Origin of the sequence: Streptomyces sp. NPDC006365 (assembly GCF_042870755.1) — a bacterium.
Lineage (GTDB): Bacteria > Actinomycetota > Actinomycetes > Streptomycetales > Streptomycetaceae > Streptomyces > Streptomyces xiangluensis.
This window is the reverse complement of the sequence record NZ_JBIAHS010000005.1, coordinates 453,354-480,312: the sequence shown is the minus strand read 5'-3', so window position 1 is coordinate 480,312 and position 26,959 is coordinate 453,354. Positions and strand designations below refer to the sequence as shown.

Sequence of the window (26,959 nt, the reverse complement as noted above, 5' to 3'; positions counted from 1 at the left end):
GCATCCCGCACCGCACCGCAGAGGCGCCCGATCTCACACTGTGGACGCGGCGGCCTTCACACGGCAGTCGTGTCCGGGCCGATTCTGCTGCGGACCGCCGTCTGCACCTCGGCCTCCTCGGCGGGATCGGCGGCGAGCCGCCGAAGCTGGTCGACCACACGGGCGTCACCGGTCTCGGCGTGCCGGGCGGCGATTTCCCGGGTCGTCTCCTCGCAGTCCCAGAGGCACTCGACGGCGAACCCGGCGGGAAAGGACGGATCGGTGGCGGCCAGCGCGCGAGCCGTGCGCCCGCGCAGATGCGACGAGGCCGTCTCACGGTAGACATGGCGCAGCACGGGGGCGGCACAAGCGATACCGAGCCGGCCTGCGCCGTCGACGAGGGTGCACAAGGTCGGCGCGTCCGGCCCGTCCCCCCGTACCGCCTCGCGCAGGGCGCCCAGCACCAACTCGCTGTCCTGTGCGCCGCCCCGGCAGGCGAGCACGCGCCCCGCGGCCTGACCGAGCGCGTCGGGCCGGTGCGCCCACCGTCGCGCCCGCTCCACGGCGGCGATGCTGCGCATCCGCTCGAAGGCGTCCACGGCGGCATCCACGACGAGTCGCGAGCCGGCGGCCTGAGCGGCCTCGATCAGGTCCAGTACGTCGGGATCGTGGCTGTCGGCGAGATAGCGCAGGGCCGTGCAGCGCGCGCCGTCGTCGCCGTGCCGGGCCGCGTCGATGATCTCGGGACGGTCGTCGGGCCCTGCGACGGCGCTGAGGCAGCGGGCGGCCGGGACATGGAGCGCGGCTCCACGTTCGACGCCCTGCTGGGCCCATTCGAAGACGGCCCGCACGCTCCACCCGGGACGGGGCCCGGAGGATTGCATCTGCCGCTGCCAGCGGTCGAAGGAGCCTGCTTCCTGGGCGGCACGCACGCGTGTGGCGATGGATGTGCGGGAGTCCTCGGCCCACAGCCGCCAGGGCCGGGGTTCGAAGGCGTCGCGCACGGCGGCGGCGAGCTCGGCCTCGCCCTCGGAGTCTGCCGGGAAGCGCGCGAGGACCGGCGCCGCGAGGGCGCGCAGTCCGGCGTCGTCGTCGCGCAGTGCCAGTTCGTCCAGGGCCCAGGCCCAATTACTGCCGCGGGCGGCGTACCGCCGCAGCAGTTCGAGCGCGTCTCTCCTGCCGTACGAGGCGAGATGCCCGAGCACGGCGAGCGCGAGGCCGGTGCGTGACTCGTCCGTGTCGAGGATGTCCTCGGCGTCGAAGAGGTGGGCCTCGATCTCGTCGAGTTCGCCGTTCAGGTCGAGATAGAGACGGGCGTAGAACAGGGAGCGGTTCTCCACCTGCCAGTCGTGGCGCGGGTCGTGCAGCACACACGCGTTGAGCGCGGCGAGCGCCTCGGGGCGCGGTGCGGTGAGCGCGTGCAGCGTGCCGTCGCCGCGGCCCCTCTGGAGCAGGCCGAGCAACGTACCGCTGGGCGCTATGACCGGATCGAACATGGGAAACAGCCTCACATCAAGCGTCGGCGCAACCGGGGATCGTGCTTTACCTGGTCGCGTGACAACACGTCGGGACGCCCGTCGTTTCTTGCTTGCTGTAGACCATCTTCCTCTGCCTCTCGTCGGTGCCCGTAAGGGCCGCATCACGGCCCGCGCGGTGCGGCAACACCTGCCCAGCCATCGCGTCCGTGAATCACGACGTCATGATGACCCAGCGGTTCTCGCTACCGCGACCGCATTTCCGGCGGCTGGTTACCGCCTCCCCCAAAATCGTTGTTGCGCCTGGTCAGGGCGGTGCTTCAGTTCACTCCGAAAAGGCCGAGCAACTCGGTCTTGCCGAACATCCGGGCCGTGTCCACAGCGGACGGCGTGCCCGCGGAGGGGTCTGCGCCGGCGTCCAGGAGGACCCGGACCACTGCGTCCTCGCCTTTGAAAACCGCTCCGGCCAGCGGCGTCTGACCCCGGTCGTTGACGCGGTCGGCCTCGGCGCCGCGCTCCAGGAGGGCGCGCACCGCTTCCGCGTGGCCGTGATAGGCGGCGAGCATCACGAGCGAGTCGCCGCGGTCGTTGGTGAGGTTGGCCGGCACGCCCGCGTCGACATACGCGACGAGCGCCTCGGTCTCACCCCGGCGCGCCAGATCGAAGATCCTGGTCGCCAGCTCCACGACCTCGGGGTCGGGGGCTTCGCTCATCGGCCGGACCGCCTCTCGCTGCGCGAACTGGGGGACGTCAGGTCCGTACGACCACGAGTGGTGCGGCCGTACGAGTGAATCGCCAGCGTACTGGCTTGAGCGGGCACATGACCGGACCCGACCGAGGCAAAGATCACCTCGAAGCAGGCAGGCGACCGCTGATGCCGGAGTGGCCAGTGAGCAGGACCATCGGGGCGAAACGAGGGGAAATTCACCTAGTTGCGCCTTTTGTCCTACAGATACATGCTGTGAGCCTGGAAGTACTCATGGTGACTGTCCCCATCGACGTCCCAATCGACCAGGAGAACCATCATGATCCTGTCCATCTCAGGTGTCGTCCTGCTCGGCATCATCGTCTTCCTCTTCTTCCGCAAGGACGGCCTCAAGGCCTCGCACATGCTGGTGTGCGCGCTGTTCGGGTTCTACCTGGCGAGCACGGCCGTCGCCCCGAGCATCAAGGCGGGCGGCGAGAGCCTGGCCAGCCTCCTCGGCGGAATCAAGTTCTGACGCCCCTCCCCTCCGCGCGCATCGTCAGGAGACAGCAGTGGCCCGGCGCCCTCTCCCCCGCATCACCAACAACGGCAACGACCGGATCGTCCGCGGCCGGGAGCTGGCCCGGTCGGCCGCCGAGAATGCCACCGACGTTCTCCACCCGCTGATCACGATCACCCGTGGACTGCGCCGACTGGCGGCGGCAGGGCGGCACAAATGGTCCGGCACCCCCAAGGACCGGCGCGGGCCACTGCTGTTCCTGCTGGCCTCGATCGTGCTGGTCGTCGCCTTCCTGCCCTTCGGGCCGCTACTCGCCACCATCACCCTCATGGCGGCTGCCGCCTGGCACGGCCGGGATCGCACCGCGTCCCAGCCGACGGGCCCCGACGAGGCGCAGACCAAGCGCCTGGAGTCGCTCTACGAGGCGCTCGTCCCGTACTTCTCGGTCCCCGAGGACCCCGCTCCCCTGTTCACTCACGGCGGGGACTGGACCAAAGCCCTCGTCTCCTTCGCGTTCGACGGCACCGGCCGCGTCTCGCAGCTGACGATCCGCTACCCGGCGTACTTCACGGACGGCGAGGCGGCCTCCCGCGCGCGTATCGAGCAGTTGCTGCACACCAAGTCGGGCCGTGGCCGGGAGTACCGCTTCGAGTGGGACGAGGAGGGCAATCAGCTCGCCGTCACGGCCCTGTCGCCGCTCCCCGTCGACATCGCCGCCCAGCACTTCGTCACGGCTCCGGGCGAAACCGTGCTCGGCTTCACCGACCCGGCGGGCGTCCAGCGCACGCTTCCCGTCACCTCCGGTACGGACAGGCGCGACGTTCCGCCGGTCGTATGGCGTACGGGCGTGCGCTCGACCGAGCCGCATCTTCTCGCGGTCGGCGGTCCCGGGAGCGGCACGACGACCCTCCTGAGGTCGATCGCTCTGCAGACCCTCCGGCACAGTGACGTGCTGATCGTCGAGGGCGGCGGCACGGGCGAGTACGCGTGCCTCGCGGGCCGCGCCGGCGTACTGGCCGTCGAGTGCGATCTGACGGGCGCCCTGGCCGGTCTGGAGTGGGCGGCGCACGAGACGGAGCGACGCCTCATCGCCATGAACCGGGCCCGTCAGGCGGGCCAGCCCCCACCGGACGACACGCGGCGTCCGCTCTGGCTCCTTCTGGACCGCCCGACGGCGCTCGGGCAGCTGGCGGCGGCCGACGGGCGCCGGGACCCGCAGTCCCTTCTCCAGGTGCCGTTGCGGCACGGGCGCGCGGCCGGTGTGACGGTGGTGGTGGCCGAGCAGTTCGACGGCATGGAGTGCCTCAGCGACCCGGTACGTCAGCACACACGCGCGCGTGTCGCACTCGGCACGGCTTCTGCCGCACAGCTCGAAGCGGTGCTCGGGACGCGTCCGCACACCACAGCGACCGCGGACATGCCCGCCGGCCGCGGTTACGCCCGGCTGGGCACGGGTCCGGTGCACCGTCTCCAGGTTCCGGCGACCCCGGACCCGTACGACGAGGCGACGAGCGAGGCCCACCGCCAGGCGGTCCTGAGCCTTCTGCCGGAGCGCATCGCCCCGGCAGACGGGGAGCCCGCCGACGTCACGGACGTCACAGCGGAAGACCGAACGGGCCCCGGCGCGGTCGCGAAGGTCGCGGCGGAAGGCTGACCGGCCGCAGCGGAGGTCCGGATGTCCGATCGCACCGGTCCGCGCCACCAGAGACCTGAACGCACTGGGCCACGCCACGAAAGGACTGGACGCCCGGGGTCACACAATGAGACGTCCAACGCGCAGCGTCACGCCACGAAGGTGCGCGGTGTCTCCGTCGCCCCGTTCGCTCCCGTCTCCACCAGCCGGGCCGCCGCGGCCAGGCGCGCCGCGGCCTCGTCGGCCACCGCGCCGCCGACGGTGAACGGCAGCCGCACATAGCCCTCGAAGGCCCCGTCCACACCGAAGCGCGGCCCCGACGGCACCCGTACACCCACCCGCTCGCCGGCCTCGGCCACACGCGATCCCGACAGCCCTCCGGTGCGCACCCACAACGTGAGCCCGCCGTGCGGCACCTCGAACTCCCAGCTGGGCAGCTCACGGCGTACGGCGGCCACGAGCGCGTCGCGGTTCTCGCGGGCCTGGCCGCGGCGCACGTCCACGGCCTGCTCCCAGCCCGCGGTGCTCAGCAGCCAGTTCACGGCCAGCTGTTCCAGGACGGGGGTACCCAGATCGGCGTACGCGCGTGCCACGACCAGGCTGCGGATCACCTCGGGCGCCGCCCGCACCCAGCCGATCCGCATACCGGCCCAGAACGCCTTGCTGGCCGAGCCGACCGTGATGACCGTCGACCCGGCCGGGTCGAAACCGCAGACGGGGCGCGGCAGTTCGAGCCCCTCGTCCAGATGCAGCTCGCTCATGGTCTCGTCCACGACCAGCACCGTGCCGGCCGACCGCGCGGCGTCGACAAGCCGCCGCCGCTGGTCCTCGTCTGCAAGCGCGCCCGTCGGGTTGTGGAAGTCCGCGACGACGTACGCGAGCCGGGGCGCCGCGTCGCGCAGTACCTGCCGCCAGCGGTCCGTGTCCCAGCCCGTGAGCCCCTCGGCCATGGCGACCGGCACGAGACGGGCTCCCGCCTCCCGCATCAGCTGGAGGATGTTGGCGTAACTGGGCGACTCGACGGCGATGCGTTCACCGCGCCCGGCGAAGAGGTGGCAGATGGCGTCGATGGCTCCCATGGCGCCGGTGGTCACCATGATCTGCTCAGGCATCGTGGGAATGCCGCGTGCGGTGTACCGCTCGGCGAGCGTTGTGCGCAGCGCGGGCAGCCCCGCCGGATAGTCGCCGTGTGTGTGGGCGTACGGCGGCAGCTCCTCCAGGGCGCCCTGGACGGCACGGGTGAGCCAGGGCTCGGGTGCGGGCAGGGACGCGGTACCGAGGTCGATCATGGAGCCGAGGGCATCGGGCGGCAGTGGTTCGAGGCCCCGTGCGGGAAGCGGATTGCCGGCCGGTACGGCGGTCCAACTCCCCGCTCCCCGGCGGGACTCCAGGAACCCCTCGCTGCGCAGCGCCTCATAGGCGGCGGCCACAGTGGTGCGGCTGACGGACAAGGACAGGGCCAGCTCGCGCTCGGCGGGCAGCCGTGCGGCAACGGGGACGCGCCCTTCGAGCACGAGCAGCCGGATGCCGTCGGCAAGGGCGCGATAGGCGGGCGGGCGCCGCGTACCGGGACCGGCAGGGCGCTCCTGCTGGGAGTTGAGCAACCGAGCCAGCTGCGCGGCACCAACCGCCGAAGTCCACTGCGCCATGATCCTCAGTCCACCTTCCCCGAATTGGCCATGGATGGCCTGTTCTGCCAAGCCACAGGGTGTCATGGATCAGGCCACTGTCGCCATCTCCCCGCTCTTCCTGCGGTTGTTCGCCGTTTCCTCGGCAGGCGGCAGCACCGCCGTTGCCGCGGGTCAACCAAAGCGGGAGATACTGCGCGGGTGACCACGCGGATACGTCATCCCTACCTTGACCATCCCGGCCCGATCGCCTTCGCCCACCGGGGCGGGGCGGCGGACGGACTGGAGAACACCGTGGTCCAGTTCCGGCGCGCGGTCGAGGCGGGCTACCGGTACATCGAGACCGATGTACACGCCACTGCCGACGGCCGGCTCGTCGCCTTCCACGACGCGACGCTGGACCGGGTGACCGACGGAGCCGGCCGGATAGCGGACCTCCCCTGGGATCAAGTACGGCACGCGCGCGTGGCCGGTGCCGAACCGGTGCCCCTCTTCGAGGAGCTTCTGGAGACGTTCCCCGACGTCCGCTGGAACGTCGACATCAAGGCGGAGCCCGCCCTGCACCCGCTGCTCGACCTGATCGCCCGCACCAACACCTGGGACCGCGTCTGCGTCGGCTCCTTCTCCGAGGCGCGTGTGTCCCGCGCCCAGCGCCTGGCCGGGCCGCGACTGGCGACCTCGTACGGCACCCGGGGTGTCCTGGGGCTGCGCTTGCGGTCGTGGGGCGTCCCCGCGGCGCTGCGCCGCTCGGCGGTCTGCGTGCAGGTGCCCGAGTCCCAGTCGGGGGTCCAGGTGGTCGACCACCGCTTCGTACGTGCCGCACACGCGCGCGGGCTGCATGTCCACGTGTGGACCGTCAACGAGCCCGAGCGGATGCACCGTCTCCTGGACCTCGGCGTCGATGGCATCATGACCGATCACATCGAGACGCTGCGCGGAGTCCTCAAGGACCGCGGCACCTGGCTCTGACAGGCCCGGCACACCCCGCCGCGTCCGCGTACGGGGACTGTGATGGGGAAGCGAGGGCACGGGTGGGCACCGACACCGTGCGGACGGAGGCGGCCGACGACGCGGCCGGGCGGCGCCGCGAGCAACACGGCTGGTACTTCTACGACTGGGCCTGCTCCGTCTATTCGACGAGCGTCCTGACCGTGTTCCTCGGTCCCTACCTGACGTCGGTCGCCGAGTCGGCGGCGGACACGGACGGCTTTGTGCACCCCCTGGGGATTCCGGTCCGCGCGGGTTCCTTCTTCGCCTACTCCGTGTCCGCGTCCGTGATCCTGTCGATCTTCGTGATGCCGCTGGCGGGCGCGGCGGCCGACCGTACCGGGCGCAAGAAGCCGCTGCTCGCGACTGCCGCCTATGTGGGCGCAGCGGCCACCGCCGGCATGTTCTTCCTGGACGGCGACCGCTATCTCCTGGGCGGCTTCCTGCTGATCGTGGCCAATGCCTCGGTGGCCGTCTCGATGGTGCTCTACAACTCCTATCTGCCGCAGATCGCCCCGCCCGAGGAGCGCGACGCCGTCTCATCCAGGGGCTGGGCCTTCGGTTACGCCGCGGGCGCGCTGGTCCTGGTGGCGAACCTGGTGCTGTTCACCGCTCACGACAGCTTCGGACTCTCGGAGGCGACGGCGGTACGCATCTGTCTGGCCTCCGCGGGCATCTGGTGGGGCGCCTTCACGCTCGTACCCCTCAAGCGGCTGCGCGACCGCCCTGCGACGACCCCGAAGGGGACGTCCGCGCACGGCTGGCGTCAACTGGCCGCCACGGTGCGGGAAATGCGGCGCAAGCCCCGGACGCTCGCCTTTCTGCTGGCCTATCTCGTCTACAACGACGGCATCCAGACGGTCATCTCACAGGCATCCGTGTACGGCTCCGAAGAGCTGAGACTCGGCCAGTCGACCCTCATCGTGGCGGTGCTGCTCGTCCAGCTGCTGGCCGTGGCCGGCGCCCTCGGCATGGGCCGGCTCGCACGCACGTACGGCGCGAAGCGCACGATTCTCGGCTCGCTCGTGGCGTGGACAGTGACCATCGGGGCGGGTTACTTCCTGCCCGCGGGCTCGTCCGCGTGGTTCTTCGTGCTCGCCGCCGGGATCGGCCTCGTGCTCGGCGGGAGCCAGGCCCTGTCCCGCTCGCTGTTCTCGCATCTGGTGCCGCCGGGCAAGGAGGCCGAGTACTTCTCGGCGTACGAGATGAGCGACCGCGGAATGAGCTGGCTGGGACCGCTTGTGTTCGGTCTCACATACCAGCTGACCGGAAGCTATCGGGACGCGATCATCTCGCTCGTGGCCTTTTTCGTCATCGGATTTCTGCTGCTCGCGCGGGTCTCGGTACGGGAAGCGGTGCGGGATGCGGGCAACCCGGTTCCGGACCGGATCTAGAGTCTGCCCCTGGCGCCGATTTAGCACCTGGGGCCAAAGGCCGGTAGTGTACGCGTTTGGCCTGCCAGGCGTACCGTTACTGCGCGTCAAAGATGCCGAAACGGTGGGTGACATCTGCTCTCAGATGTGACAAACCGGGCAATGGTGGGTACAACAAGGGGCGGCTACGACGGCGACGCATGACCCGCAACGGGAATCTTTACCGCCGACCGGACGTTGACCGGATGACGACGACAGCGACACCTGTCCTGTGGGCGACAAGCCCGGGAGGCACGATTCATGAGTGAGCGAGCTCTTCGCGGCACGCGCCTCGTGGTGACCAGCTACGAGACGGACCGCGGCATCGACCTGGCCCCGCGCCAGGCCGTGGAGTACGCATGCGAGAAGGGTCATCGCTTTGAGATGCCCTTCTCGGTGGAGGCGGAGATCCCGCCGGAGTGGGAGTGCAAGGTCTGTGGGGCCCAGGCACTCCTGGTGGATGGCGACGGCCCCGAAGAGAAGAAGGCCAAGCCCGCGCGCACGCATTGGGACATGCTGATGGAGCGGCGCACACGCGAGGAACTCGAAGAGGTCCTCGAGGAGCGCTTGGCCGTTCTCCGATCCGGCGCCATGAACATCGCGGTACATCCGCGGGACAGCCGCAAGTCCGCGTAACCCCTCCGGGGGTTGAGCGGCATAGAGAGCGCACCCAGGACCGCGGGTGCCGTGCTTTGGTGCACGGCGCCCGCGGTTCTGTTGTGCGTTGACGGTGCCGCTGAGTGGTGGTTGCTGTCCTGGGGCTGCGCCCCGACCCCCGCATCGCCCTGGTGGACTCGTCCTCAGTCGCGCCCACTCTCGGCTTCGCTCGAGCGGGGGATCCTCACGGCGGGCTGATGGGTGTCGGCCGCGCCGCAAAGTTCAGCCAGTGAGTGGCGGGCGCGGGCCCGGCTCCCCCTCGGGTCCCCCGGCCTGGTCGTCGTGGATGACCTCGCCCGGTACGACCTTGCCGTCGGGGCGGTGCATGCGGGCCTGTTGGAAGGCGTCGCCCAGGGTGCCGGGGGTGGCTTCGCGCATCTTGCGTTCGAAGGTGCGCTCTGCGTAGCGGCTCAGGGACTTCTGGACCGGTGGGATCAGCAGGACCAGGCCGAACGCGTCGGATAGCAGGCCCGGCAGCATCAGGAGCAGGCCGCCCAGCATCATCAGACCGTTGCCCTCGCTGACCCGCTCGCCCTGCGGCAGCACCCCGCTCTGCTGCTGTTGAAGGGCCTCGCTCAGAGCCCGGAAGGCCCGGCGTCCGGCTCGCTTGATGACCACGGAACCCAGCACGAAGCCGGCCACGAGCAGCAGAAAAACGGCCCAGCCGCCCGCCGCGCCCGCCACCACGGTCAGCAGCCAGATCTCCAGGACCAGCCATGCGGCGATGCCGAGCGGCAGGTACGTACGCAGCCGAGAGCGCCGCGGCCGCGCGGGGAAGGTCGGAGTCGGAGCGCCAGTCGTCATGCGTCCAGTGTGCCTGGCCCGTGCTCAGTACGGGATAAGGGGGCGATCAACTCCGCCTGACGCCCCGAGGATCAGGGCGACTTACGTCCCAGGATCCGCCCTGCCCGCTCCCCCACACCCCACGTCGTGACCCGCCACAGTGCCTCCACGAGGATGTCGCGGCTCATCTTCGAGTCGCCGAGTTCACGCTCGACGAAGGTGATGGGAACCTCGACGACGTGGTAGCCGGCTTTGACGGCACGGCGTGCCAGGTCGACCTGGAAGCAGTAGCCCTGCGAGGCGACGTCGTCGAGACCGAGTCCTTCGAGGGTCTCCCGGCGGAACGCGCGGTAGCCGCCGGTGACATCGCGGAGCGGGACGTCGAGCAGGACGCGCGAGTACAGGCTGCCGCCGCGCGAGATGAACTCCCGGGACTTGGGCCAGTTCACGACCCGCCCGCCCGGCACCCACCGGGAGCCGAGGACCAGGTTGGCGCCCTTCAGCGCGGTGAGCAGCCGGGGCAGCTCCTCGGGCTGGTGCGAACCGTCGGCGTCCATCTCGACCAGTACGCCGTAACCGTGCTCGAGGCCCCAACGGAAGCCCGCGAGGTAGGCGGCGCCGAGGCCCTCCTTGCCCTTGCGGTGCAGCACATGGACGTGGTCGTCCTCGACGGACAGCTCGTCGGCGTGCTTGCCGGTGCCGTCGGGACTGTTGTCGTCGGCCACCAGCACGTGCGCCGCGGGCACAGCCGCCCGCACCCGGCGGACGATCGCCCTGATGTTCTCCACCTCGTTGTAGGTGGGGATGATCACCAAGGTGGTGCCGAGCGGACCGAACTGTCGCCCACCGCCGTCGTTCACAGCTTCCCCTTAAGACATCCGTGCGAGGGGCACCACCCTAGCGAGCGCCCCCTCCGGCGGAGGTGGGGGTGGCGGCCCGGGAGACCTGAGAAGGGCAAGGTACTGCGGATCGGGACCCGGCGCCCTTCGGGCCGACCTGGGACCCGCTGGCTGCGGGTCGACCTAGAGCCGTTGTCTACTGAGCGCCGGGCCCCACCCGGGTCACACCTGCCGACCGGCGGAACCTTCCCCCGCCCCCGTGGCGCGAGCGCTGGGCCTGGCTCCCAGTGGTGGTGCGCCGGTGCGGCACACCACCCCTGACACAGCGGCGCTTCGAGGGCTGCTCGGAACCTCCGCGGTCGGACGTCCGGTGGTGGACCCGGCCGAACCTACCGGCCACCCGCCGCTTGCTGTCAACAGCCGTTCGAGCTGCGGACTTTCGCTCAACCGCCTGGTCAGCGCGGAGGATACGCAGGTGGCAGGACAGAGTGCCTGGTGAGGACCGGTGCCGGGCCGCCCCGGCACATCACCCCTCCGGCCGTACAAACACGGTGCGCCCGCCCACGACGGTCCGCAGACAGACGGGAAGGGGTGTCCCGGGCGTCAGGTCGGGCAGCCCGGGCGTGCCGGAGCGGGGGTCGGTCGACCAGCGGGCGACCCGGTCGTCCGGGGCCTGGACGACCAGTTCATCGGCCTGCCACACGGCGTAGTCGGCGGGTGCGCCCGGCACCAGGACGCCCGCCTCGTCCCGGCCGATCGCCCGCCAGCCGCCCCGCGTATGGGCCGTGAAGGCGGCGCGTACGGAGATCCGGTGTTCAGGTGTGCGATGGAAGGCAGCGGCACGGACGGTGCCCCACGGGTCGAGCGGGGTGACGGGACTGTCGGAGCCGAAGGCGAGCGGCACGCCGACACGCAGCAGGGCCGCGAACGGATTGAGCGTACGGGCCCGTTCGGCGCCCAGGCGCTCGGCGTACATGCCGTCCTCGCCGCCCCACAGCGCGTCGAAGGCGGGCTGGACGGAGGCGGTGAGGCCGAGTTCGGCGAAACCCGCGATGGTCTCCGGAGTGAGCATCTCAGCGTGCTCGACGCGATGCCGCGCCGCCCGGACACGGGCCAGGCCGACCTTTTCGGCGGCGGCTCGCGCTCCCTCGACCACGGCGGTCACAGCGGCGTCCCCGATGGCGTGGAAGCCGGCCTGGAGCCCCGCCTCCGTACAGGCCACTACATGGGCGGCGACATCGGCGGCGTCCAGGTAGGAGGTACCGGTGTGGCCGACGTCCGCGTACGGCAGGTGCAGGCAGGCCGTGTGCGAGCCGAGCGCACCGTCCACGAAGAGGTCGCCCGCGGCTCCGATCGCGCCCAGCGAGCGGGCCTTCGTGACGTCCTGCTCGGCCCAGTAACCGACGACCCTCGGCCCGGCCTGCTCCGCGGCAAGCCGCAGCAGCCCGGCGAAGTCGTCCTCGGAGGAGATCTCCGGTCCCGCGCACTCGTGGACGGAGCCGATGCCGAGCGAGGCCGCGTGCGAGAGCGCGGCACGCTGGGCCTCGGTGCGCTGGGCCGGGGTGACGGCCCCCAGAGCCGCGGCGCGGACGGCGTGGTGTGCGTCCCGGGTGAGCGGCTGCCCGGCCTCGAAGCCCGCCTTCTCCCACGCCCCTGGCGTCAGATCCAGCAGGGCCGTGGTCACCACGGCGGAGTGCACGTCGATACGGCTGAGGTAGAGAGGCCGACCACCGGCGGCCTCGTCGAGTTCGTCCCGCCGGGGTGGCCGCCGCTCGGGCCAGCGGGCGGCGTCCCAACCGTGGCCGAGAAGGACCCGGTCGCCGGGGCGGGCCGCCGCGAAGTCCCGTACGCGATCGAGGGCCGCTGCCAGGGAGGGCGCGTCGGACAGATCGAGGCCGGTGAGAGCCAGCCCGGTGGCCGTGCTGTGCACATGGGCGTCGGTGAACGCCGGGGTGACCAGGGTGCCTTCGAGGTCCACCACTTCGTCGACCCCGTCCGCGAACGCGTCGGCCGCGCCCTCGGAGCCGACCCAGGCGACCTGCCCGCGTTCCACGACCATCGCGGTGGCGAACGGGTCGGCGGGGCTGTGGACTTCCCCGCCGCGCAGCAGCACGGTACGTGGGGTGGCGGTGCTCTCACTCATGGAGAACAGTTTCGCCCCTCGACGCCCGCACCCCTCGTCCGGGGCTCAGATCTTGGGCGGCCGGGCCTCGTACGGCGTGGACAGGACGACCGTCGTACGCGTCGACACGCCGGCAAGCGAGCGGAGGCGCGCGAGCAATTCCTCCAGCTCGTGGGGGGTCGATACGCGGACCTTGAGGATGTAGTTCTCGTCGCCCGCGACGCTGTGGCAGGCCTCGATCTCGGGCACGCCGGCCAGGCGTTCCGCGATGTCGTCCGGGGCGCTGGGGTCGAACGGTTTCACCGAGATGAAGGCCGTCAGCGGCAGCCCCACGGCCTCCGGGTCGACGACCGCCGCATAGCCGCGGATCACGCCGCGCTGCTCAAGGCGGCGCACCCGCTGGTGCACGGCCGACGTGGACAGACCGGTGGCCTTGCCCAGGTCGGTGTAGCTCATCCGCCCGTCCTCGACGAGCAGCTGCACGATCTGTCGGTCGAGCTCCTCCATGGCAGGAACCTACAGGGCCCTTGATCCTCACCGGTACCTCAGCGGCGCAGGTCATACCCGGTTTGTGATCTGATGGGGACGACCCGGCAAGCCGTGCGGGGACAAATGCACCGCGTCCGGCACCTGCAGGCGACATGTGACGAACGCCACAGTGTGGTCACAGGTTCCGTGATGTTCTCGTGATTACCGCCGAGACCGGACGGGAAGTGCTTGCTGTGGTCGAGGCCGCAGCGCCTTGTCGGCCCACCCGAGGGGGAGAAAATCTATGCAGAGTTTGAAGCGCCCCGGTCGTACCGCACCCAAGCGGCAGCAGCCGGTCGTCGAGCCCGCGCCGGAGGGTGTTGAACCGGGTGAGGACGAGTTCGACGCGTACGACACCTTCGAGATGTACCGGGTGATCTGCCCGGACTGCGCGCAGCCCATCGCACTCCTCGCGGACGAGGAGGTCCTGCCGGAGCACGCGCTGTGCGCCACCCCGTGGAACCCGTTCGGGCTCACGGTCTGCGCCGGAACGGGCCGCACGGCGGCCGAGGCCCGGCCCGCCGACGAGTCGATGGAGGCTCAGGAGCAGGACACCGCCCTGCTGTTGACGCTCCCTCAGGGACTCGACTGGCGCACCCAGCCCTTCTCGCACGTCGGCGGCCCCGGCTCGCGGCCCATCCGGGTGCCGGTGATGCGCCGCCGCCAGGCCGCGTAGGCGCTCCGCCGGGTTGGGCAGTTGCTGAGCTGCGGGTTCGTTGTGGCTGGTCGTTCCCCCGCTCTCGGCTTCTCCCTCACTCTCGGCTCCGCTCGAGCCGGGGGGACCCCCTGAGCGGGGGGAACTCCATCGCAGCGGAGCCGCGTCGATACAGCCCGGCGCCCCTGACGGGGCGTGGGGGACCCCCGTTCGGGCTCCGTCGTGAACTCACGGGCGAATCCCCGGTCGGTGACTTGTCCGGCCTCGACGCGTTGGCCCCGGTATGACCTCCACCTATGCAGAGACGAGCCGTCGCCGAAGGATTATCGTTCCGGCACCCGCGGAATCGACACCCCAGAGCACACAGCAGCAGCCTGAAAAGCCACAGGCCAAGACACCACAGACAAAGGCGCCACAGGCAAAGGCACCGCAGGCACAGGAACCACAAGTGGTGCGGCAGCCCCAGGATCCGCCCATCTACCGCGCCCTGATGCGCACTTGGGCCAACCGGGGCCGGACCCTGCCGGGGCGTCACGACCCCGAGTGGGTCCGGCTCGTCGCGCCCTCGGCCATGTACGGATATGGCTACGGGCGGTTGTTCACCGCGACTCGGGACCAGCGAGGTGACGGGCGATGACCATCCGCTGGATCTGATTGGTGCCCTCGACGATCTGCAGCACCTTGGCCTCGCGCATGTAGCGCTCGACGGGGAAGTCCGCTGTGTAGCCGTACCCGCCGAGCACCTGGACGGCGTCCGTGGTGACCTTCATCGCGGCGTCCGTGCACAGCAGCTTCGCCATGGCCGCCTGCTTGGAGAACGGCCGCCCCGCGTCGCGCAGCCGGGCGGCCGCGAGGTAGAGCGCCCGGCCCGCCTCGATCTGTGTCGCCATGTCCGCGAGCATGAAGCGCAGGCCCTGGAAGTCCGCGATCCGCCGCCCGAACTGCTCGCGTCCGGTGGCGTACGCGACCGCCTCGTCCAGCGCCGCCTGGGCCACACCGATCGCACAGGCCGCGATGCCGAGCCGTCCGGAGTCGAGCGCGGACAGGGCGATCGCGAAGCCCTGGCCCTCGTCGCCCAGGCGCCGGTCGTCGGAGATCCGCACCCCGTCGAAGTGCACCTGGGCGGTCGGCGAGCCCTTCATGCCCATCTTCTTCTCGGGCGCCGCCGCACTCAGCCCCTCGGCGTCACCGGGAACCAGGAACGCCGTGATGCCACGCGTCCCCTCGCCGCCGCTGCGCGCGAACACGGTGTAGAAGTCGGCGATCCCACCGTGAGTGATCCAGGCCTTGGTGCCGGTGAGAACCCAGTCCTCCCCGTCCCGTACGGCCTTCGTACGCATGCTGGCGGCATCGGATCCCGACGCCGGCTCGGAGAGGCAGTACGCCCCGAGGAGGCCGCCGCCGAGCATGGCCGGCAGATGCTCGACCTGCTGCTCCTTGGCGCCGTAATGGGCGAGGGCGTGGCAGGACAGCGAGTGCACGCTGACGCCGAGCCCGACGGTCAGCCGCGCCGCGGCGAGCTCTTCGAGGACCTGGAGGTAGACCTCGTACGGCTGGTCACCGCCGCCGTACTCGGAGTCGTACGGAAGGCCGAGCAGCCCCGACTCGGAGAGCAGTGTGAAGACGTCGCGCGGGAAGTGCCCGGCGTCCTCCTCCCCGGCCGCCTTCGGGGCGATCTCGCGCTGTGCGATGTCGCGGACGAGCGAGATCAGATCCCGGGCCTCGTCCGTGGGCAGTTGCCGGTCCACCGGCTGCGGGGCGCGGTCAGGCATGGCGACGCTCTCCTCCCTGTCGGGCACTTCGGCGGACGCCGACCTTGGTTGCGGTGGGTCCACCGGGTCTCACAGTGCCCAGCCGATGCCGTCCCTCCGGGTCGCGGAAAGAGCTGACCAGCGGCTGCGCGCTGTGAGTATGCCCGATCCGCGTCAGCGCGTCACCGGTTAACGGTCGTTAATTAGAACACATCCGGATTGGTCCGAACCATTGACTCACTGGTCTAGTCCTCCTACTGTTCCCCCAGCGTCGAACGCGTTCATGCCAAGCGGTACGTCCTGCCCGAGCACCACCCGGCAGGGCCGGCACCACTCCCCCACGCTCCCCTCCCCACGAGGAGTCCCGATGCTCAGACCGCAACGTCCCCCCGCCCGCTTCCGGATCTTCGTCTCCGCCGTGTGCTGCGCCGTCCTCGGTGCCGGACTGCTCGCCGGCGCGGGCCCCGCAACGGCATCGCAAGAGGCCAAGGCGTCAGACTCGGCAGGGAAACCGGCAACGAGAGCCGCCGCCGGCTCGAAGGTCGTCGGCTACTTCACCGAGTGGGGCACCTACCAGCGCCAGTACCTCGTCAAGAACATCGAGACGTCCGGCTCGGCGGCCAGGCTCACCCACATCAACTACGCCTTCGGCAACGTCACCGGCGGCAAGTGCGCCATGGGCGACTCCTATGCGGCAACAGAACGGACGTACACCGCCGCCGAATCCGTCGACGGCGTCGCCGACACCTGGGACCAGCCCTTGCGCGGCACCTTCAACCAGCTGCGAGAGCTCAAGAAGAAGCACCCGAACCTCAAGGTCCTCTGGTCCTTCGGGGGGTGGACCTGGTCCGGCGGCTTCACCGAGGCCGCCAGGAACCCGGCCGCCTTCGCCCAGTCCTGCTACGACCTGGTCGAGAACTCCAAGTGGGCGGACGTCTTCGACGGGATCGACATCGACTGGGAGTACCCGAACGCGTGCGGTCTGACCTGCGACACCAGCGGCAGGGATGCGTACGGGAAGCTCATGTCGGCGGTGCGCGCCAAGTTCGGCGGTTCCTCGCTGGTCACGGCGGCGATCCCGGCCGACGCCACCAGCGGAGGCAAGATCGACGCGGCGGACTACGCGGGCGCCGCGCAGTACGTCGACTGGTACAACCCGATGACGTACGACTTCTTCGGCGCCTGGGACGCGACCGGTCCGACGGCTCCGCACTCGTCACTGACCTCGTACTCCGGGATTCCGAAGGCGGAGTTCCACACCTCCGCGACCATCAACAAGCTCAAGGGGCTCGGCATCCCGGCCTCGAAGCTGCTGCTCGGCATCGGCTTCTACGGGCGCGGCTGGACCGGTGTCACCCAGGCGGCGCCCGGCGGCTCCGCCACCGGTCCGGCGGCGGGGACGTACGAGCAGGGCATCGACGACTACAAGGTGCTCAAGTCGAAGTGCCCGGCGACGGGCACGGTCGGCGGCACGGCGTATGCCAAGTGCGGCGGCGACTGGTGGAGTTACGACACCCCGTCGACCATCGCCGGGAAGATGGCCTACAAGAACCAGCAGGGCCTGGGAGGCACCTTCTTCTGGGAACTGAGCGGTGACACCTCGAACGGCGAGCTGATCAAAGCGATCAACTAGCTTGTTCCGTAGGTCACTTGGAGCGGGGGTCGGCGGACCCCCGCTCTTCGCTCATGCCTGGCGGGCGGCCTGGGGGGGCCGGGTACGAGGGGTCGAGGTCCTCGATCGCCCGCAGGGCACCGCCGAGCATCTTCACCAGCAGTTCGCGCATCACGTCGCGCGGGAGCGCCTGGTGGTCGATCCAGTCGAGGGTGGCACCCTCGACGCTGCACAGCCAGCCGAGCAGCGCCATGCGGGGCAGCGGAGCGACCTTCCGCCGGCCGTACACCCCCTCGGCGATGGTCTCGAGGATGGCTTCGCGCACACCGTCGCGGATGGCGAGGACCTCGGCGTCGAAGCCGACGCCGCCGGTGATGATCGCGCGGTACGCGGCCTGGTGCTGCTCGGCGTAGCACAGATAACTGTCGATCGTGCGGTGCACCCGTTCCTCGGGCGGCAGTTCGAGGCCGCCGGCCGCGCGGGAGATCAGGTCGGCGACCGAGTCCTCGATGATGGCCAGGTAGTAGCCGCGCTTGGACTTGAAGTAGTAATAGATCAAGCCCTTGGCGACGCGTGCCTGCTTGGCGATGTCGTCCATCGACAGGGTGTCGTAGGACGTGTCGGCGAATAACTTCCGCCCGATGGCGATGAGTTCGGCACGGCGCGCCAAGGAGCGGTCGGTGCCGCGTGCCTGTGGGCGGCCGACGTGCTGTTGACTATGGTTCAATTCCAGCCCTGGTCTTCAACTGCCTCCGAAACTTTCGGTGGCAGTATGTCAGACCCCTGCCACCGGCCCGTTCGACTCTATTCGGCAGCTGTCGTAGTCCCGCAGGCCGGCCGTCAGATCATTCCGAGCTGTGTGACGAGCATCGCGAGCACTACCACGAGGGTCCACCCGGCAAGGTGCTCAAGGATCTTCGGGCCGTCGTCCTCGGGGCCGCCGGTACGGGTCTGAAGGCGTCCGGAGGTGGCAGAGGTCGCGGTCATGGCAGCTCGCTCGCATTGGCTTCGGTCGGTGGGCTCCCCCGCATTCCGGGGTCCCGGGGGCTGTCCACCTTGCCACCCGGATCGGCTTTTGCGGGGGAGACCTTGCTCACGTCCGGAATGCCCAGGTCATCTGGCCCTCGGTCAGCGGATACCGACCGCAGCCAGGGCCTTGCGCTGGTGCGCCGTGGGATGCGCCGGGAAGTAGAGGTAACAGACCCCGCCGGTGCCGGAGGTCACGTTCCCGGAGGCGTTGTACCTCTTGGTACGGAGCCAGATGTTCTCCCAGGCGCGCCGCTGGTAGACCCGCCGCACGGCCTCGTTGCTCGGCGAGTTCGGGTCGTTGGCGATCACGTCACCGTCGGCCGTGAATCCGATGACGGTCATCAGATGGCCCGCGGTGCCGTAACCCGCTCCGGGCAGCTCGGACTCGAGGAACGACTGGGACGTGATGGCCGGGATGCCTGCCGCGATCAGCGTCTCCAGATCGGTGAGCGAACCGAGCCGCGTCACCACACCCTGGAGGTCCTTGTACGTGGCGGCGTACGCGGCGTTGAAGGGCCAGTTGCCGCAGCCCTCGTACTGGTAGTCGTAGGTGAACCGGGCGGCATGGCAGACCTGCGGATCCGCGAAGTCTGGATTGACCCAGGCCAGGTCCTCGGCCGTGGGCTTCCGCCCCCAGTACTCGATGATCATCTGCGAGGAGGTGGGGCTGCACCAGGCCTCGCCGCCGTTGTCGTACTCCGGGTACTGGCCGATGTGGGTCTCCTGCGAGTACCGCGGGACCGTCAGCTCCTTGGCGAGGCGGGGCTTCGAGGCCGGGACGGTGAATCGGTCCGGGATGTCGGAGCCCATCGCGCCCAGCCGCCACACGGTGGGCGTGATCTTCGCGCCGGGCTTGCGGTACAGGGTCAGCCGCAGCCGGTACGAGACGAGGCGCAGACCGGAGGCCGCGTCGTCGATGGCGAAGGTGTCCGTCCAGACGCTGCTCTTGCCGTCGCTCTGGTCGTCCACCGAGGTGCGCCTGATGTCCTGGTCGCCGGCCGCCCAGCGGCCCATCACGTACCAGGGGGTGTGCGTGCCGTCGGAGTACGTGCCCGTCAGCTCCACCTGGAGCCAGGTCCCCGCCGGAGTGTGCGCGTTCCAGGAGGCGATGACCTCGGTCGAGGGCACGTCGAGGCGGTGGACGGGCGAGGTCCAGCGCGCGTACTCCCAGGTGGTCGCCTTGCCGGTGTGCGGGTCCGCGTAGTCGGTGCGCCCCTCGGGGGTCCCGATCACCAGGCCCGGACGTTTCCCGGAGACGGCTCGGGTGCCCTTCGCGGTGCCGTCGCGCCAGTCGGTGTACGAGGTCCAGGCGCGGTTGTCGACCGGGCCGGACGGCGCTTTCGACGGGGCGGGCGCGGTGCGGGCTGAGGACCCGGCGGCGGCTGCCGGGCTCGCGGCCCCCACCGCTGCCGCGGCCACCGCCACGGCCAAGAGGCTTCTGCGGGAGGGCTGTTCGGCTCTGGTCATGTGCGAGTGACCCCCAGGTTTCCGGAACGGGCGAGTCCAAAGTGCGGGTGTGCGGCCCACTATGGATGGCCGTGCTGTCTGCTGCCAGCACTTCAAGGGTCGTGGCACCGATCAATATTGGTCACAACCAATGGCACAACGTTCGGGAAATACCCTGGCAATGTGCACACCTCGACAGACGTCCTCGCCTCCCGCCTCCGTCGGCTGCCGCCCTCCTGCGGCCCCGTCCGCCTTGTCGGCGTCGACGGGCACGCGGGCTCCGGAAAGACGACGTTCGCGGGACAGCTGGCCGAGGCGCTGGGCGGCGCACCCGTACTGCACCTGGACGACATCGCCACACACGAGGAGCTGTTCGCGTGGACGGGCCGGCTGCTCCGGGACGTCGTCGAGCCGCTTAGCCGCGGCGATCAGGCGCACTACCGGGCGTACGACTGGCAGGCGCGCCGCTTCGGGCCGGTCCGCGCCCTGCCGCCCGCGCCCGTGGTGCTCGTCGAGGGTGTGGGCGTGGGACGCCGCGCGTTGCGGCCGTTTCTGACGTGCCTGCTGTGGATGGAGTTGGCATCTGAGGACTCCTGGGCGCGAGGCCGGCAGCGGGACGGTTCGGAGCAGAGGGACTTCTGGGAAGGCTGGGTCGTCGCCGAGCGCCGCCACTTCGCCGATGACCCTTCTCGGCCCTTCGCCGATCTCTTGGTGCGGGGGTTTTCAGAGGGATTTGAGGTGATTCCGGGGCCTGCTGTGACCGCTGGACCGGACCAGGTTGTCACGCACCGTGACGGGCCATCTCCTGTGTGCTGAACCTGTGAAGAGGCGTGTCCGAGAACTGCCCCAAGTGCTTCAACTCGGCTTGACCGAGGGGTCGTACAGGTCTTACGTTTCCAATGTGCGGCTCTTCGGAGTCGCCGACAGACGCGAAGCCCCCGGTTGTTCCCCCGTGATCGGGGGCTTCGTTCTGTCCTCATTCCGGATTCCGGACGCCCCGCGAAATGTTTCGCTCACCCTCGGTCACCGAGCTGAGTGCGCCCCATGTGCTCCCACCTCGAAGAACCCGTCGTGCGGGCACTCTTCGGCCGGGTACCACCCCGCGGGTACGATGCCTCTCGGTGCGACTTTCGGACGGCTGCTCTCCGCACCGAACGCGCAACTCCCGTCCACAGCACAGCGGTTCGACGAAGGCTGCCGACGGGCACCTGCCCGCCCGGCACTCAACGGGGGCACGGTATGTGGGGGACGTGATGGACTTCGGCACGCAGGGCCCCGAGGCCCCGGCCGACCTCGCCTGGCTGCGAGGTGTGGACGCCTACACGATGGGGGCCTATCCGCAGGCGGAGGAGGAGTTCCGCGCGGCGGTCCGGATGGATCCGGGAATGGCCGACGGCTGGCTCGGGCTGCACGCGCTGCGCATCGACACCACCACGGCGCTGCTGCGGATGTTTCGCCACCGGGAGCGCTTCGGGGAACAGCGGGCCCGCCACCGGCGCACCCTCAACTCCTGGTACTGGCTGGGCTGGTGGGTGCAGCCCGTCCTTGAGAGCCCGCGCGATCTGCTGCTCGCGCACGCCTCGCACTGGCTCGACGGACGCCATGTCCCGGAGCTGGACCGGGCGCTCGCGGGACTGCCGCCGGTGGACGCCGACCGGCAGGTGCGGTTTCTGCACGCCTGCCGGGCTTACCTCGTCAAGGACTGGGAGCAGCTGGTCCGGCACACCGATCCACTGATCGACGATCCGATGCTGGGCATCGAGGCCGGGCTCTTCGGCGGCATGGCGCGCGTGCGCCTGGACATGTACGGGCAGGCCGAGCCACTGCTGTCGGCCGCGCTGATGCGCTGTCGCAGCGAGCAGCCGCAGCGCAAGGAGCTGCGGTACTGGCTGGCGCGGGCGCACGAGGGAACGGGACGGTCCGCGGCGGCTCTGCCCCTGTACCGGGCGGTGCACCGGGTCGACCCCGCCTTCATGGACACCTCGGCCCGGCTCGCGGCGATCGCCGAGGGCGACGGGTACGACGACGTGACGGATCTCGCGGCGATCACACTCACCGGCGTCCAGGACATGATCGACGGACCGGACGGCGTGGACGCGCTGTTCGGCCCGGAGGGCCGGGATCTCAAGCTCTCGGAGCCCGATCTGCCGCCGTCGGGCGGGCTGCCGCCGGATGCCGACACGGTTCGCGAGAAGGCCATAGTGCCGATCCGGCCTCCTCAGCTTCCGACCGGCCCCACCGACCCCGCGCTCCTCGAGGAGGCGCTCGCCGAGCTGGAGCGGATGGTCGGCCTGGAGCCGGTGAAGCGGCAGGTGAAGGCACTGTCCGCGCAGTTGAACATGGCCCGGCTGCGCGCCTGCCAGGGCCTGCCCGTGCAGCCGCCGAAGCGGCACTTCGTCTTTTCCGGGCCCTCCGGCACCGGCAAGACGACAGTGGCCCGCATTCTGGGCCGGGTCTTCTACGCGCTCGGGCTGCTCGGTGGCGATCACCTCGTGGAGGCCCAGCGCGCCGATCTGGTGGGCGAGTATCTCGGCCAGACCGCCGTGAAGGCCAACGAACTGATCGACTCCGCGATCGGCGGCGTCCTCTTCGTCGACGAGGCCTACTCGCTTTCCAACTCCGGCTATGGCAAGGGCGACGCATACGGCGACGAGGCGCTTCAGGTGCTGCTCAAGCGCGCCGAGGACAATCGGGACCATCTCGTGGTGATCCTCGCCGGCTACCCCGAGGGCATGGACCGCCTGCTCGCCGCCAACCCAGGACTTTCGTCCCGCTTCACGACCCGCGTCGACTTCCCCTCGTACCGTCCCCTCGAACTCACCTCGATCGGCGAGGTGCTGGCCGCCGAGAACGGCGACGCATGGGACGAGGAGGCGCTCGACGAGCTGCGCTCCATCAGCGGGCATGTCGTCGACCAGGGCTGGATCGACGAGCTCGGCAACGGCCGCTTCCTGCGCACTCTGTACGAGAAGAGCTGCGCCTACCGCGACCTGCGGCTCTCCGGCTACACCGGGGAGCTGACCCGCGACGACCTGTCCACGCTGCGCCTGCCGGACCTGATGCAGGCGTACGGCGAGGTCCTGTCGGGCCGGGGGCCCCAGGATCCGTCGGCGCTGTGACCTGGCGGCCTCGGGGGCAGGCCTGGGGCGCGAAATCGTGACGCTCGCACGTGCCAGTGTCACATTTCGCACCCCACCCCTTGCCGCTCAGCCGGCCAGGGCCTCCTCCGGGGCACCGCTCGGGACGGGCTCCGCCGGCGTCGTCACCTGCTGAACCTGCTGGGTCCCGGGAACGGCACGGTGTGCCGGATCGCGTACCTCGCCGACCAGGAGTTCCAGTACGTCCTCCAGAGCGACCAGGCCGAGTACGCGGCCCGAGGCGTCGGCGACCTGGGCGAGGTGCGTCGCGGCGCGGCGCATCACGGTCAGGGCGTCGTCCAGCGGGAGCTCGGAACGCAGGGTCGTCATGGGGCGCCAGATCTGCTGCGGTACGGCCCGCTCGGACTCCTCCAGGTCGAGTACGTCCTTCACGTGCAGATAGCCCATGAAGGCGCCGCTCTCCGCGCACACCGGGAAACGGGAGTAGCCGGTGCGGGCGGTGAGCGCGACGACCTGGCCCGGGGTGACCGAGGGGCCAACCGTCACCAGTGACTCACGGTCCAGGAGTACATCCGTGACCGGGCGGGAGCCCAGCTCCAGGGCATCCTCCAGTCGCTCCTGCTGCTCGGGGTCGAGGAACCCGGCCTGGCCTGCGTCCTCCACCAGGCGGTTGAGCTGCTCGCTGGTGAAGACCGCCTCGACCTCGTCCTTCGGCTCGACACGGAAGAGCTTGAGGATCACGCGGGAGCAGACGCCGAGGCCCACGGTGACCGGCTTGCACAGCCGGGCGAAGGTTACCAGGCCGGGGCTGAGCCACAGCGCGGTCTTCTCCGGCGCGGCCATCGCCAGGTTCTTGGGCAGCATCTCGCCGACGACGAGGTGGAGGAACACCACCGCGGCGAGGGCGATGACGTACCCGAGGGGGTGGATCATGCCCTCGGGCAGGTGCACCGCGTGGAAGACGGGCTCCAGGAGGCGGGCCACGGTGGGCTCGGCGACGGCGCCCAGCGTCAACGAGCAGACGGTGATGCCGAACTGGGCGGCGGCCATCATCTGCGGAAGGTTCTCCAGGCCGTACATGACCTGCCGGGCGCGTGCGGTGCCGAGCGGTTCGATCTGGCTGCGGCGTACGGACACGAGCGCGAACTCGGCACCGACGAAGAATCCGTTGGCGAGTACGAGCAGGGCGGCGAACAGGAGTTGGAGCAGACTCATCGGACGGCCTCCACCATGGCGTCCGCGGCCTTGACCAGACGTACCCGCTCGGCCCGGTAGTGCCCGACCTGCCGCACCGACAGGCGCCAGCCGGGGAGCTCGGCCTTGTCACCGGGTGCCGGAATCCGGCCGAGCAGATCGGCGACGAGGCCGGCGACGGTCTCGTACGGGCCCTCGGGCACCTGGAGGCCGATGCGCTGGAGGACATCGACGCGGCAGCTGCCGTCGGCGTCCCAGGCGGGGCGGCCGTCCTCGGACGGGGCCACGGCGAGTTCGGGCAAGTCGTGTCCGTCGTGCTCGTCGCGGACCTCGCCGACGAGTTCCTCGACGATGTCCTCCAGGGTGACGACACCGGCCGTGCCGCCGTATTCGTCGACGACGACCGCGATGGGCTGCTCGCTGCGCAGCCGCTCCAGCAGGGGCTTGACCGGCAGCGTCTCCGGGACGAGCAGCGGAACCTGCGCGATCCGGCCGACGGGCGTGCGCAGCCGTTCGTGCGCGGGCACCGCGAGGGCGTCCTTGAGGTGCACCATGCCGACGATTTCGTCGATGCGCTCCCGGTAGACGGGGAAGCGGGACAGGCCGGTGGCCCGGGTGAGGTTGACGACGTCCTCTGCGGTCGCGGAGGACTGCAGGGTGCTGACCTTCACGCGCGGTGTCATGACGTGCTGCGCGGTGAGGTCCGCCAGCGAGAGGGTACGGACGAAAAGGTCGGCGGTGTCCTGTTCCAGGGTGCCGGCCCGGGCGGAGTGCCGGGCCAGGGAGACGAGTTCGCCGGGCGTGCGGGCGGAGGCCAGCTCCGCGGCCGGCTCGACGCCGAAGACACGGACGAGCCGGTTGGCGACGGAGTTCAGGCCGGCGATCACCGGCCTGAACAAGCGGGCGAACAGGTGCTGAGGTCCCGCGACGAAGCGCGCGACCTGCATCGGCCTGGACACCGCCCAGTTCTTGGGCACGAGCTCGCCGATCACCATCTGCACGGCCGAGGCCAGCAGCATGCCGACGATCACGGAGACACCGGGTACGGCGCCCTCAGGGATGCCGATCGAGGTGAACGGGCCCCGCAGCAGCTCGGCGAGCGCCGGCTCGGCGAGCATGCCGACGACGAGGGAGGTGATGGTGATGCCGAGCTGGGTGCCGGAGAGCTGGAAGGACAGCTCCTTGAGCGACTCGACGACCCGGTGGGCCCTTCGGTCGCCCTCGGCCGCGGCCTTCTCGGCGTCGGGGCGCTCCACCGTGACGAGGCCGAACTCGGCCGCCACGAAGAAGCCGTTGGCGAGAATCAGGAGGAACGCCGCCCCGAGGAGCAGCAGGGGGATGGTCATGCCGCCGCCTCGATATGCCGGGAGGGGGCGGCGCAGGTACTACAGGACGATCCGTCCATCGCTGGAGGGAGTCACTCCTCGAGTAGCAGGAGCCCCTGACTTCCGGGGCGGAACATCAGGGGCGGAGGCGCAACGAAAACGCCTCCGGCACCAGATTAATCAAGACACCGGCGAAAGCGGCAGGGTGAATTCCTTCGATCAGCCGTGATGTTCGCCGGACCGGCCGTCGCCCGGTCCTTCGTCATGTCCGTCGGCGTCGCCGATCGCGCGGGCCTCGGCCAGCGCCCGCAGGGTACGGGCGTCCTTGATCGCCTGCTGCTTCGCGATCCCCGGCTGGATGCCGAGCGCGGGCAGGCTGGTGCCGTCGCTGAGGTTCAGGAACACCCACGGGTCGCCGGGACGCAGGTTGACCTGCAGAATCTCCGCCCAGGCAAGGTGCCGTCGGCTGGCGATGTTGACGACGGTGACGCCGGACTCGTCGGCGACGACTTTCGGCCGCGAGAGCAGGACGAGCACCCCGAAGAGCAGTGCCCCGGTGAAGACGAAGCTGAGACGCTCCCCCGGGCCGAGCTTCTCCAGCAGCATCGCCACCGTCGTGATGACCACGAAGATCGCGGAACCGGCGGTCAGCAGGACGGCACGGGTGCGTCCCGGCCTGAAGGTGACGGGCAGAGCGGGCAGATCCGACATGAGCGTGCTCCGGATCCCGGTCAGAGACGGCAGGCGTGGATGGCCGTGGTCAGGATGGCCCGGGCGCCGATGTCGTACAGGTCGTCCATGATCCGCTGGGCTTCCTTCGCCGGAACCATCGCCCGGACGGCGACCCAGCCCTCGTTGTGCAGCGGCGAGACCGTCGGCGACTCCAGACCCGGCGTGAGGGCCACAGCCTTCTCCAGCTCCTCGACGCGGCAGTCGTAGTCCATCATCACGTACGTCCGCGCCACCAGGACACCCTGAAGGCGGCGCAGGAACTGCTGCACCTTCGGCTCCTCGCCGTCCGCCCCCGTACGGCGGATGACGACGGCCTCGGACTTCATGATGGGCTCGCCGATGACCGCGAGACCCGCGTTGCGCAGCGAGGTACCGGTCTCGACGACGTCCGCGATGACCTCGGCGACGCCCAGCTCGATCGCGGTCTCGACGGCGCCGTCGAGGTGGACGACGGAGGCGTCGATGCCGTGGTCGGCGAGGTGCTTCGCGACGATGCCCTCGTACGAGGTGGCGACCGTCATGCCGTTCAGGTCGGTGACGCCGTTCGCCGTGCCGGGCTTGGTGGCGTAGCGGAACGTGGACCGGGCGAAGCCGAGCGGCAGGATCTCCTCGGCGTCGGCGCCGGAGTCGATGAGCAGGTCGCGGCCGGTGATGCCGATGTCGAGCTGTCCGGAGGAGACGTAGATCGCGATGTCACGGGGGCGGAGATAGAAGAACTCGACGTCGTTCTCCGGGTCGACGATCCTGAGTTCCTTGGACTCCCGGCGCTGCTGGTAGCCGGCCTCATGCAGCATCTCCGCCGCAGGGCCTGACAGGGAACCCTTGTTGGGGACGGCGATGCGCAGCATGAGGTCGGCTTCCTTTGTTCG

Annotated in this window: 24 protein-coding genes; 9 read left to right on the top strand and 15 right to left on the bottom strand. The window is 70.2% G+C overall.

Going from position 1 to position 26,959, the window contains the following annotated elements; genetic code table 11:
* Nucleotides 1-56 precede the first annotated feature (56 nt).
* Nucleotides 57-1,475 carry a HEAT repeat domain-containing protein gene (locus ACFYO0_RS18240; RefSeq protein WP_388676483.1) on the bottom strand — a complete coding sequence of 473 codons (1,419 nt, stop codon included), beginning with the start codon at nucleotides 1,473-1,475 and terminating at the stop codon, nucleotides 57-59.
* Between the two features lie 299 nt (nucleotides 1,476-1,774).
* The gene (locus tag ACFYO0_RS18235) at nucleotides 1,775-2,167 is read right to left on the bottom strand and encodes an ankyrin repeat domain-containing protein (protein WP_388676480.1); all 393 of its coding nucleotides are present in this window, start codon (nucleotides 2,165-2,167) and stop codon (nucleotides 1,775-1,777) included.
* 312 nt (nucleotides 2,168-2,479) lie between these two features.
* Between ACFYO0_RS18235 and ACFYO0_RS18230 the strand changes: the two genes are divergently transcribed.
* On the top strand, nucleotides 2,480-2,674 hold the full coding sequence (locus tag ACFYO0_RS18230; protein WP_344388177.1) for a hypothetical protein: 195 nt from the start codon (nucleotides 2,480-2,482) through the stop codon (nucleotides 2,672-2,674).
* A 37-nt stretch (nucleotides 2,675-2,711) separates the two neighbouring features.
* Nucleotides 2,712-4,313 carry a hypothetical protein gene (locus ACFYO0_RS18225; protein ID WP_388676477.1) on the top strand — a complete coding sequence of 534 codons (1,602 nt, stop codon included), beginning with the start codon at nucleotides 2,712-2,714 and terminating at the stop codon, nucleotides 4,311-4,313.
* A 128-nt stretch (nucleotides 4,314-4,441) separates the two neighbouring features.
* Here the strand turns inward: ACFYO0_RS18225 and ACFYO0_RS18220 are convergent, their stop codons facing one another.
* Nucleotides 4,442-5,941, bottom strand: a complete 1,500-nt coding sequence (locus tag ACFYO0_RS18220; protein WP_388676474.1) for a PLP-dependent aminotransferase family protein — start codon at nucleotides 5,939-5,941, stop codon at nucleotides 4,442-4,444.
* A 180-nt stretch (nucleotides 5,942-6,121) separates the two neighbouring features.
* Between ACFYO0_RS18220 and ACFYO0_RS18215 the strand changes: the two genes are divergently transcribed.
* The 3 genes from ACFYO0_RS18215 (at nucleotide 6,122) to ACFYO0_RS18205 (ending at nucleotide 8,955) form a co-directional block, all read left to right on the top strand.
* Nucleotides 6,122-6,889 (top strand): glycerophosphodiester phosphodiesterase, encoded by a 768-nt coding sequence (locus ACFYO0_RS18215; protein WP_388676471.1) that lies wholly within the window; start codon nucleotides 6,122-6,124, stop codon nucleotides 6,887-6,889.
* A 62-nt stretch (nucleotides 6,890-6,951) separates the two neighbouring features.
* Nucleotides 6,952-8,301: an MFS transporter gene (locus tag ACFYO0_RS18210; protein WP_388676469.1), complete on the top strand. Its 1,350-nt coding sequence runs from the start codon at nucleotides 6,952-6,954 to the stop codon at nucleotides 8,299-8,301.
* 279 nt (nucleotides 8,302-8,580) lie between these two features.
* On the top strand, nucleotides 8,581-8,955 hold the full coding sequence (locus ACFYO0_RS18205; protein ID WP_003977404.1) for an RNA polymerase-binding protein RbpA: 375 nt from the start codon (nucleotides 8,581-8,583) through the stop codon (nucleotides 8,953-8,955).
* A 243-nt stretch (nucleotides 8,956-9,198) separates the two neighbouring features.
* Here ACFYO0_RS18205 and fxsA read toward each other — a convergent pair whose 3' ends face one another.
* The 4 genes from fxsA to ACFYO0_RS18185 all read right to left on the bottom strand — a co-directional run bounded on the left by fxsA (nucleotide 9,199) and on the right by ACFYO0_RS18185 (nucleotide 13,227).
* Nucleotides 9,199-9,780, bottom strand: a complete 582-nt coding sequence (gene fxsA, locus ACFYO0_RS18200) for an FxsA family membrane protein (protein ID WP_388676466.1) — start codon at nucleotides 9,778-9,780, stop codon at nucleotides 9,199-9,201.
* Between the two features lie 71 nt (nucleotides 9,781-9,851).
* Nucleotides 9,852-10,619 (bottom strand): polyprenol monophosphomannose synthase, encoded by a 768-nt coding sequence (locus ACFYO0_RS18195; protein ID WP_388676463.1) that lies wholly within the window; start codon nucleotides 10,617-10,619, stop codon nucleotides 9,852-9,854.
* 505 nt (nucleotides 10,620-11,124) lie between these two features.
* Complete coding sequence (locus ACFYO0_RS18190; protein ID WP_388676460.1) at nucleotides 11,125-12,741, bottom strand: amidohydrolase; 1,617 nt, start codon at nucleotides 12,739-12,741, stop codon at nucleotides 11,125-11,127.
* A gap of 45 nt (nucleotides 12,742-12,786) precedes the next feature.
* The gene (locus tag ACFYO0_RS18185) at nucleotides 12,787-13,227 is read right to left on the bottom strand and encodes an Lrp/AsnC family transcriptional regulator (protein WP_030343745.1); all 441 of its coding nucleotides are present in this window, start codon (nucleotides 13,225-13,227) and stop codon (nucleotides 12,787-12,789) included.
* 265 nt (nucleotides 13,228-13,492) lie between these two features.
* On the opposite strand from ACFYO0_RS18185, the gene ACFYO0_RS18180 reads away from it, so the two are divergent.
* Nucleotides 13,493-13,924, top strand: coding sequence for a hypothetical protein (locus ACFYO0_RS18180; protein ID WP_388676457.1), 432 nt, complete (start codon nucleotides 13,493-13,495; stop codon nucleotides 13,922-13,924).
* A 578-nt stretch (nucleotides 13,925-14,502) separates the two neighbouring features.
* On the opposite strand, the gene ACFYO0_RS18175 is transcribed toward ACFYO0_RS18180, so the two are convergent.
* Complete coding sequence (locus tag ACFYO0_RS18175) at nucleotides 14,503-15,675, bottom strand: acyl-CoA dehydrogenase family protein (protein ID WP_388676455.1); 1,173 nt, start codon at nucleotides 15,673-15,675, stop codon at nucleotides 14,503-14,505.
* Between the two features lie 346 nt (nucleotides 15,676-16,021).
* On the opposite strand from ACFYO0_RS18175, the gene ACFYO0_RS18170 reads away from it, so the two are divergent.
* Complete coding sequence (locus ACFYO0_RS18170) at nucleotides 16,022-17,287, top strand: glycoside hydrolase family 18 protein (protein WP_388676452.1); 1,266 nt, start codon at nucleotides 16,022-16,024, stop codon at nucleotides 17,285-17,287.
* A 13-nt stretch (nucleotides 17,288-17,300) separates the two neighbouring features.
* Here ACFYO0_RS18170 and ACFYO0_RS18165 read toward each other — a convergent pair whose 3' ends face one another.
* From ACFYO0_RS18165 to ACFYO0_RS18155, 3 genes are all read right to left on the bottom strand, one after another.
* On the bottom strand, nucleotides 17,301-17,993 hold the full coding sequence (locus tag ACFYO0_RS18165) for a TetR/AcrR family transcriptional regulator (protein ID WP_388676449.1): 693 nt from the start codon (nucleotides 17,991-17,993) through the stop codon (nucleotides 17,301-17,303).
* Between the two features lie 113 nt (nucleotides 17,994-18,106).
* Nucleotides 18,107-18,253 carry an SCO1431 family membrane protein gene (locus ACFYO0_RS18160; protein ID WP_388676447.1) on the bottom strand — a complete coding sequence of 49 codons (147 nt, stop codon included), beginning with the start codon at nucleotides 18,251-18,253 and terminating at the stop codon, nucleotides 18,107-18,109.
* A 141-nt stretch (nucleotides 18,254-18,394) separates the two neighbouring features.
* On the bottom strand, nucleotides 18,395-19,762 hold the full coding sequence (locus ACFYO0_RS18155; RefSeq protein WP_388676444.1) for a peptidase C39 family protein: 1,368 nt from the start codon (nucleotides 19,760-19,762) through the stop codon (nucleotides 18,395-18,397).
* Nucleotides 19,763-19,924: 162 nt separating this feature from the next.
* On the opposite strand from ACFYO0_RS18155, the gene ACFYO0_RS18150 reads away from it, so the two are divergent.
* Entirely contained in the window at nucleotides 19,925-20,557 is a 633-nt protein-coding gene (locus tag ACFYO0_RS18150; protein ID WP_388676441.1) for a uridine kinase, read from the top strand.
* Nucleotides 20,558-20,994: 437 nt separating this feature from the next.
* Nucleotides 20,995-22,860, top strand: coding sequence for an AAA family ATPase (locus ACFYO0_RS18145; protein ID WP_388676438.1), 1,866 nt, complete (start codon nucleotides 20,995-20,997; stop codon nucleotides 22,858-22,860).
* A gap of 87 nt (nucleotides 22,861-22,947) precedes the next feature.
* Here ACFYO0_RS18145 and ACFYO0_RS18140 read toward each other — a convergent pair whose 3' ends face one another.
* The 4 genes from ACFYO0_RS18140 to hisG all read right to left on the bottom strand — a co-directional run bounded on the left by ACFYO0_RS18140 (nucleotide 22,948) and on the right by hisG (nucleotide 26,938).
* A complete protein-coding gene (locus tag ACFYO0_RS18140; RefSeq protein ID WP_388676435.1) occupies nucleotides 22,948-24,054 on the bottom strand; it encodes a hemolysin family protein in 1,107 nt (368 codons plus the stop codon).
* Complete coding sequence (locus tag ACFYO0_RS18135) at nucleotides 24,051-25,379, bottom strand: hemolysin family protein (protein ID WP_388676432.1); 1,329 nt, start codon at nucleotides 25,377-25,379, stop codon at nucleotides 24,051-24,053. The genes ACFYO0_RS18140 and ACFYO0_RS18135 overlap by 4 nt, the downstream gene beginning before the upstream one ends.
* 198 nt (nucleotides 25,380-25,577) lie before the next feature.
* On the bottom strand, nucleotides 25,578-26,069 hold the full coding sequence (locus ACFYO0_RS18130; protein ID WP_388676429.1) for a PH domain-containing protein: 492 nt from the start codon (nucleotides 26,067-26,069) through the stop codon (nucleotides 25,578-25,580).
* A 20-nt stretch (nucleotides 26,070-26,089) separates the two neighbouring features.
* The gene (gene hisG, locus ACFYO0_RS18125; protein ID WP_388676427.1) at nucleotides 26,090-26,938 is read right to left on the bottom strand and encodes an ATP phosphoribosyltransferase; all 849 of its coding nucleotides are present in this window, start codon (nucleotides 26,936-26,938) and stop codon (nucleotides 26,090-26,092) included.
* Nucleotides 26,939-26,959 lie beyond the last annotated feature (21 nt).

What these genes read in the sequence shown, in the direction of transcription:
- ACFYO0_RS18240 (WP_388676483.1), bottom strand. Translation starts at nt 1,475, where the DNA reads ATGTTCGATCCGGTCATAGCGCCCAGCGGTACGTTGCTCGGCCTGCTC.
- ACFYO0_RS18235 (WP_388676480.1), bottom strand. Translation starts at nt 2,167, where the DNA reads ATGAGCGAAGCCCCCGACCCCGAGGTCGTGGAGCTGGCGACCAGGATC.
- ACFYO0_RS18230 (WP_344388177.1), top strand. Translation starts at nt 2,480, where the DNA reads ATGATCCTGTCCATCTCAGGTGTCGTCCTGCTCGGCATCATCGTCTTC.
- ACFYO0_RS18220 (WP_388676474.1), bottom strand. Translation starts at nt 5,941, where the DNA reads ATGGCGCAGTGGACTTCGGCGGTTGGTGCCGCGCAGCTGGCTCGGTTG.
- ACFYO0_RS18205 (WP_003977404.1), top strand. Translation starts at nt 8,581, where the DNA reads ATGAGTGAGCGAGCTCTTCGCGGCACGCGCCTCGTGGTGACCAGCTAC.
- fxsA (WP_388676466.1), bottom strand. Translation starts at nt 9,780, where the DNA reads ATGACGACTGGCGCTCCGACTCCGACCTTCCCCGCGCGGCCGCGGCGC.
- ACFYO0_RS18190 (WP_388676460.1), bottom strand. Translation starts at nt 12,741, where the DNA reads ATGAGTGAGAGCACCGCCACCCCACGTACCGTGCTGCTGCGCGGCGGG.
- ACFYO0_RS18185 (WP_030343745.1), bottom strand. Translation starts at nt 13,227, where the DNA reads ATGGAGGAGCTCGACCGACAGATCGTGCAGCTGCTCGTCGAGGACGGG.
- ACFYO0_RS18180 (WP_388676457.1), top strand. Translation starts at nt 13,493, where the DNA reads ATGCAGAGTTTGAAGCGCCCCGGTCGTACCGCACCCAAGCGGCAGCAG.
- ACFYO0_RS18175 (WP_388676455.1), bottom strand. Translation starts at nt 15,675, where the DNA reads ATGCCTGACCGCGCCCCGCAGCCGGTGGACCGGCAACTGCCCACGGAC.
- ACFYO0_RS18170 (WP_388676452.1), top strand. Translation starts at nt 16,022, where the DNA reads ATGCTCAGACCGCAACGTCCCCCCGCCCGCTTCCGGATCTTCGTCTCC.
- ACFYO0_RS18160 (WP_388676447.1), bottom strand. Translation starts at nt 18,253, where the DNA reads ATGACCGCGACCTCTGCCACCTCCGGACGCCTTCAGACCCGTACCGGC.
- ACFYO0_RS18155 (WP_388676444.1), bottom strand. Translation starts at nt 19,762, where the DNA reads ATGACCAGAGCCGAACAGCCCTCCCGCAGAAGCCTCTTGGCCGTGGCG.
- ACFYO0_RS18145 (WP_388676438.1), top strand. Translation starts at nt 20,995, where the DNA reads ATGGACTTCGGCACGCAGGGCCCCGAGGCCCCGGCCGACCTCGCCTGG.
- ACFYO0_RS18140 (WP_388676435.1), bottom strand. Translation starts at nt 24,054, where the DNA reads ATGAGTCTGCTCCAACTCCTGTTCGCCGCCCTGCTCGTACTCGCCAAC.
- ACFYO0_RS18135 (WP_388676432.1), bottom strand. Translation starts at nt 25,379, where the DNA reads ATGACCATCCCCCTGCTGCTCCTCGGGGCGGCGTTCCTCCTGATTCTC.
- ACFYO0_RS18130 (WP_388676429.1), bottom strand. Translation starts at nt 26,069, where the DNA reads ATGTCGGATCTGCCCGCTCTGCCCGTCACCTTCAGGCCGGGACGCACC.
- hisG (WP_388676427.1), bottom strand. Translation starts at nt 26,938, where the DNA reads ATGCTGCGCATCGCCGTCCCCAACAAGGGTTCCCTGTCAGGCCCTGCG.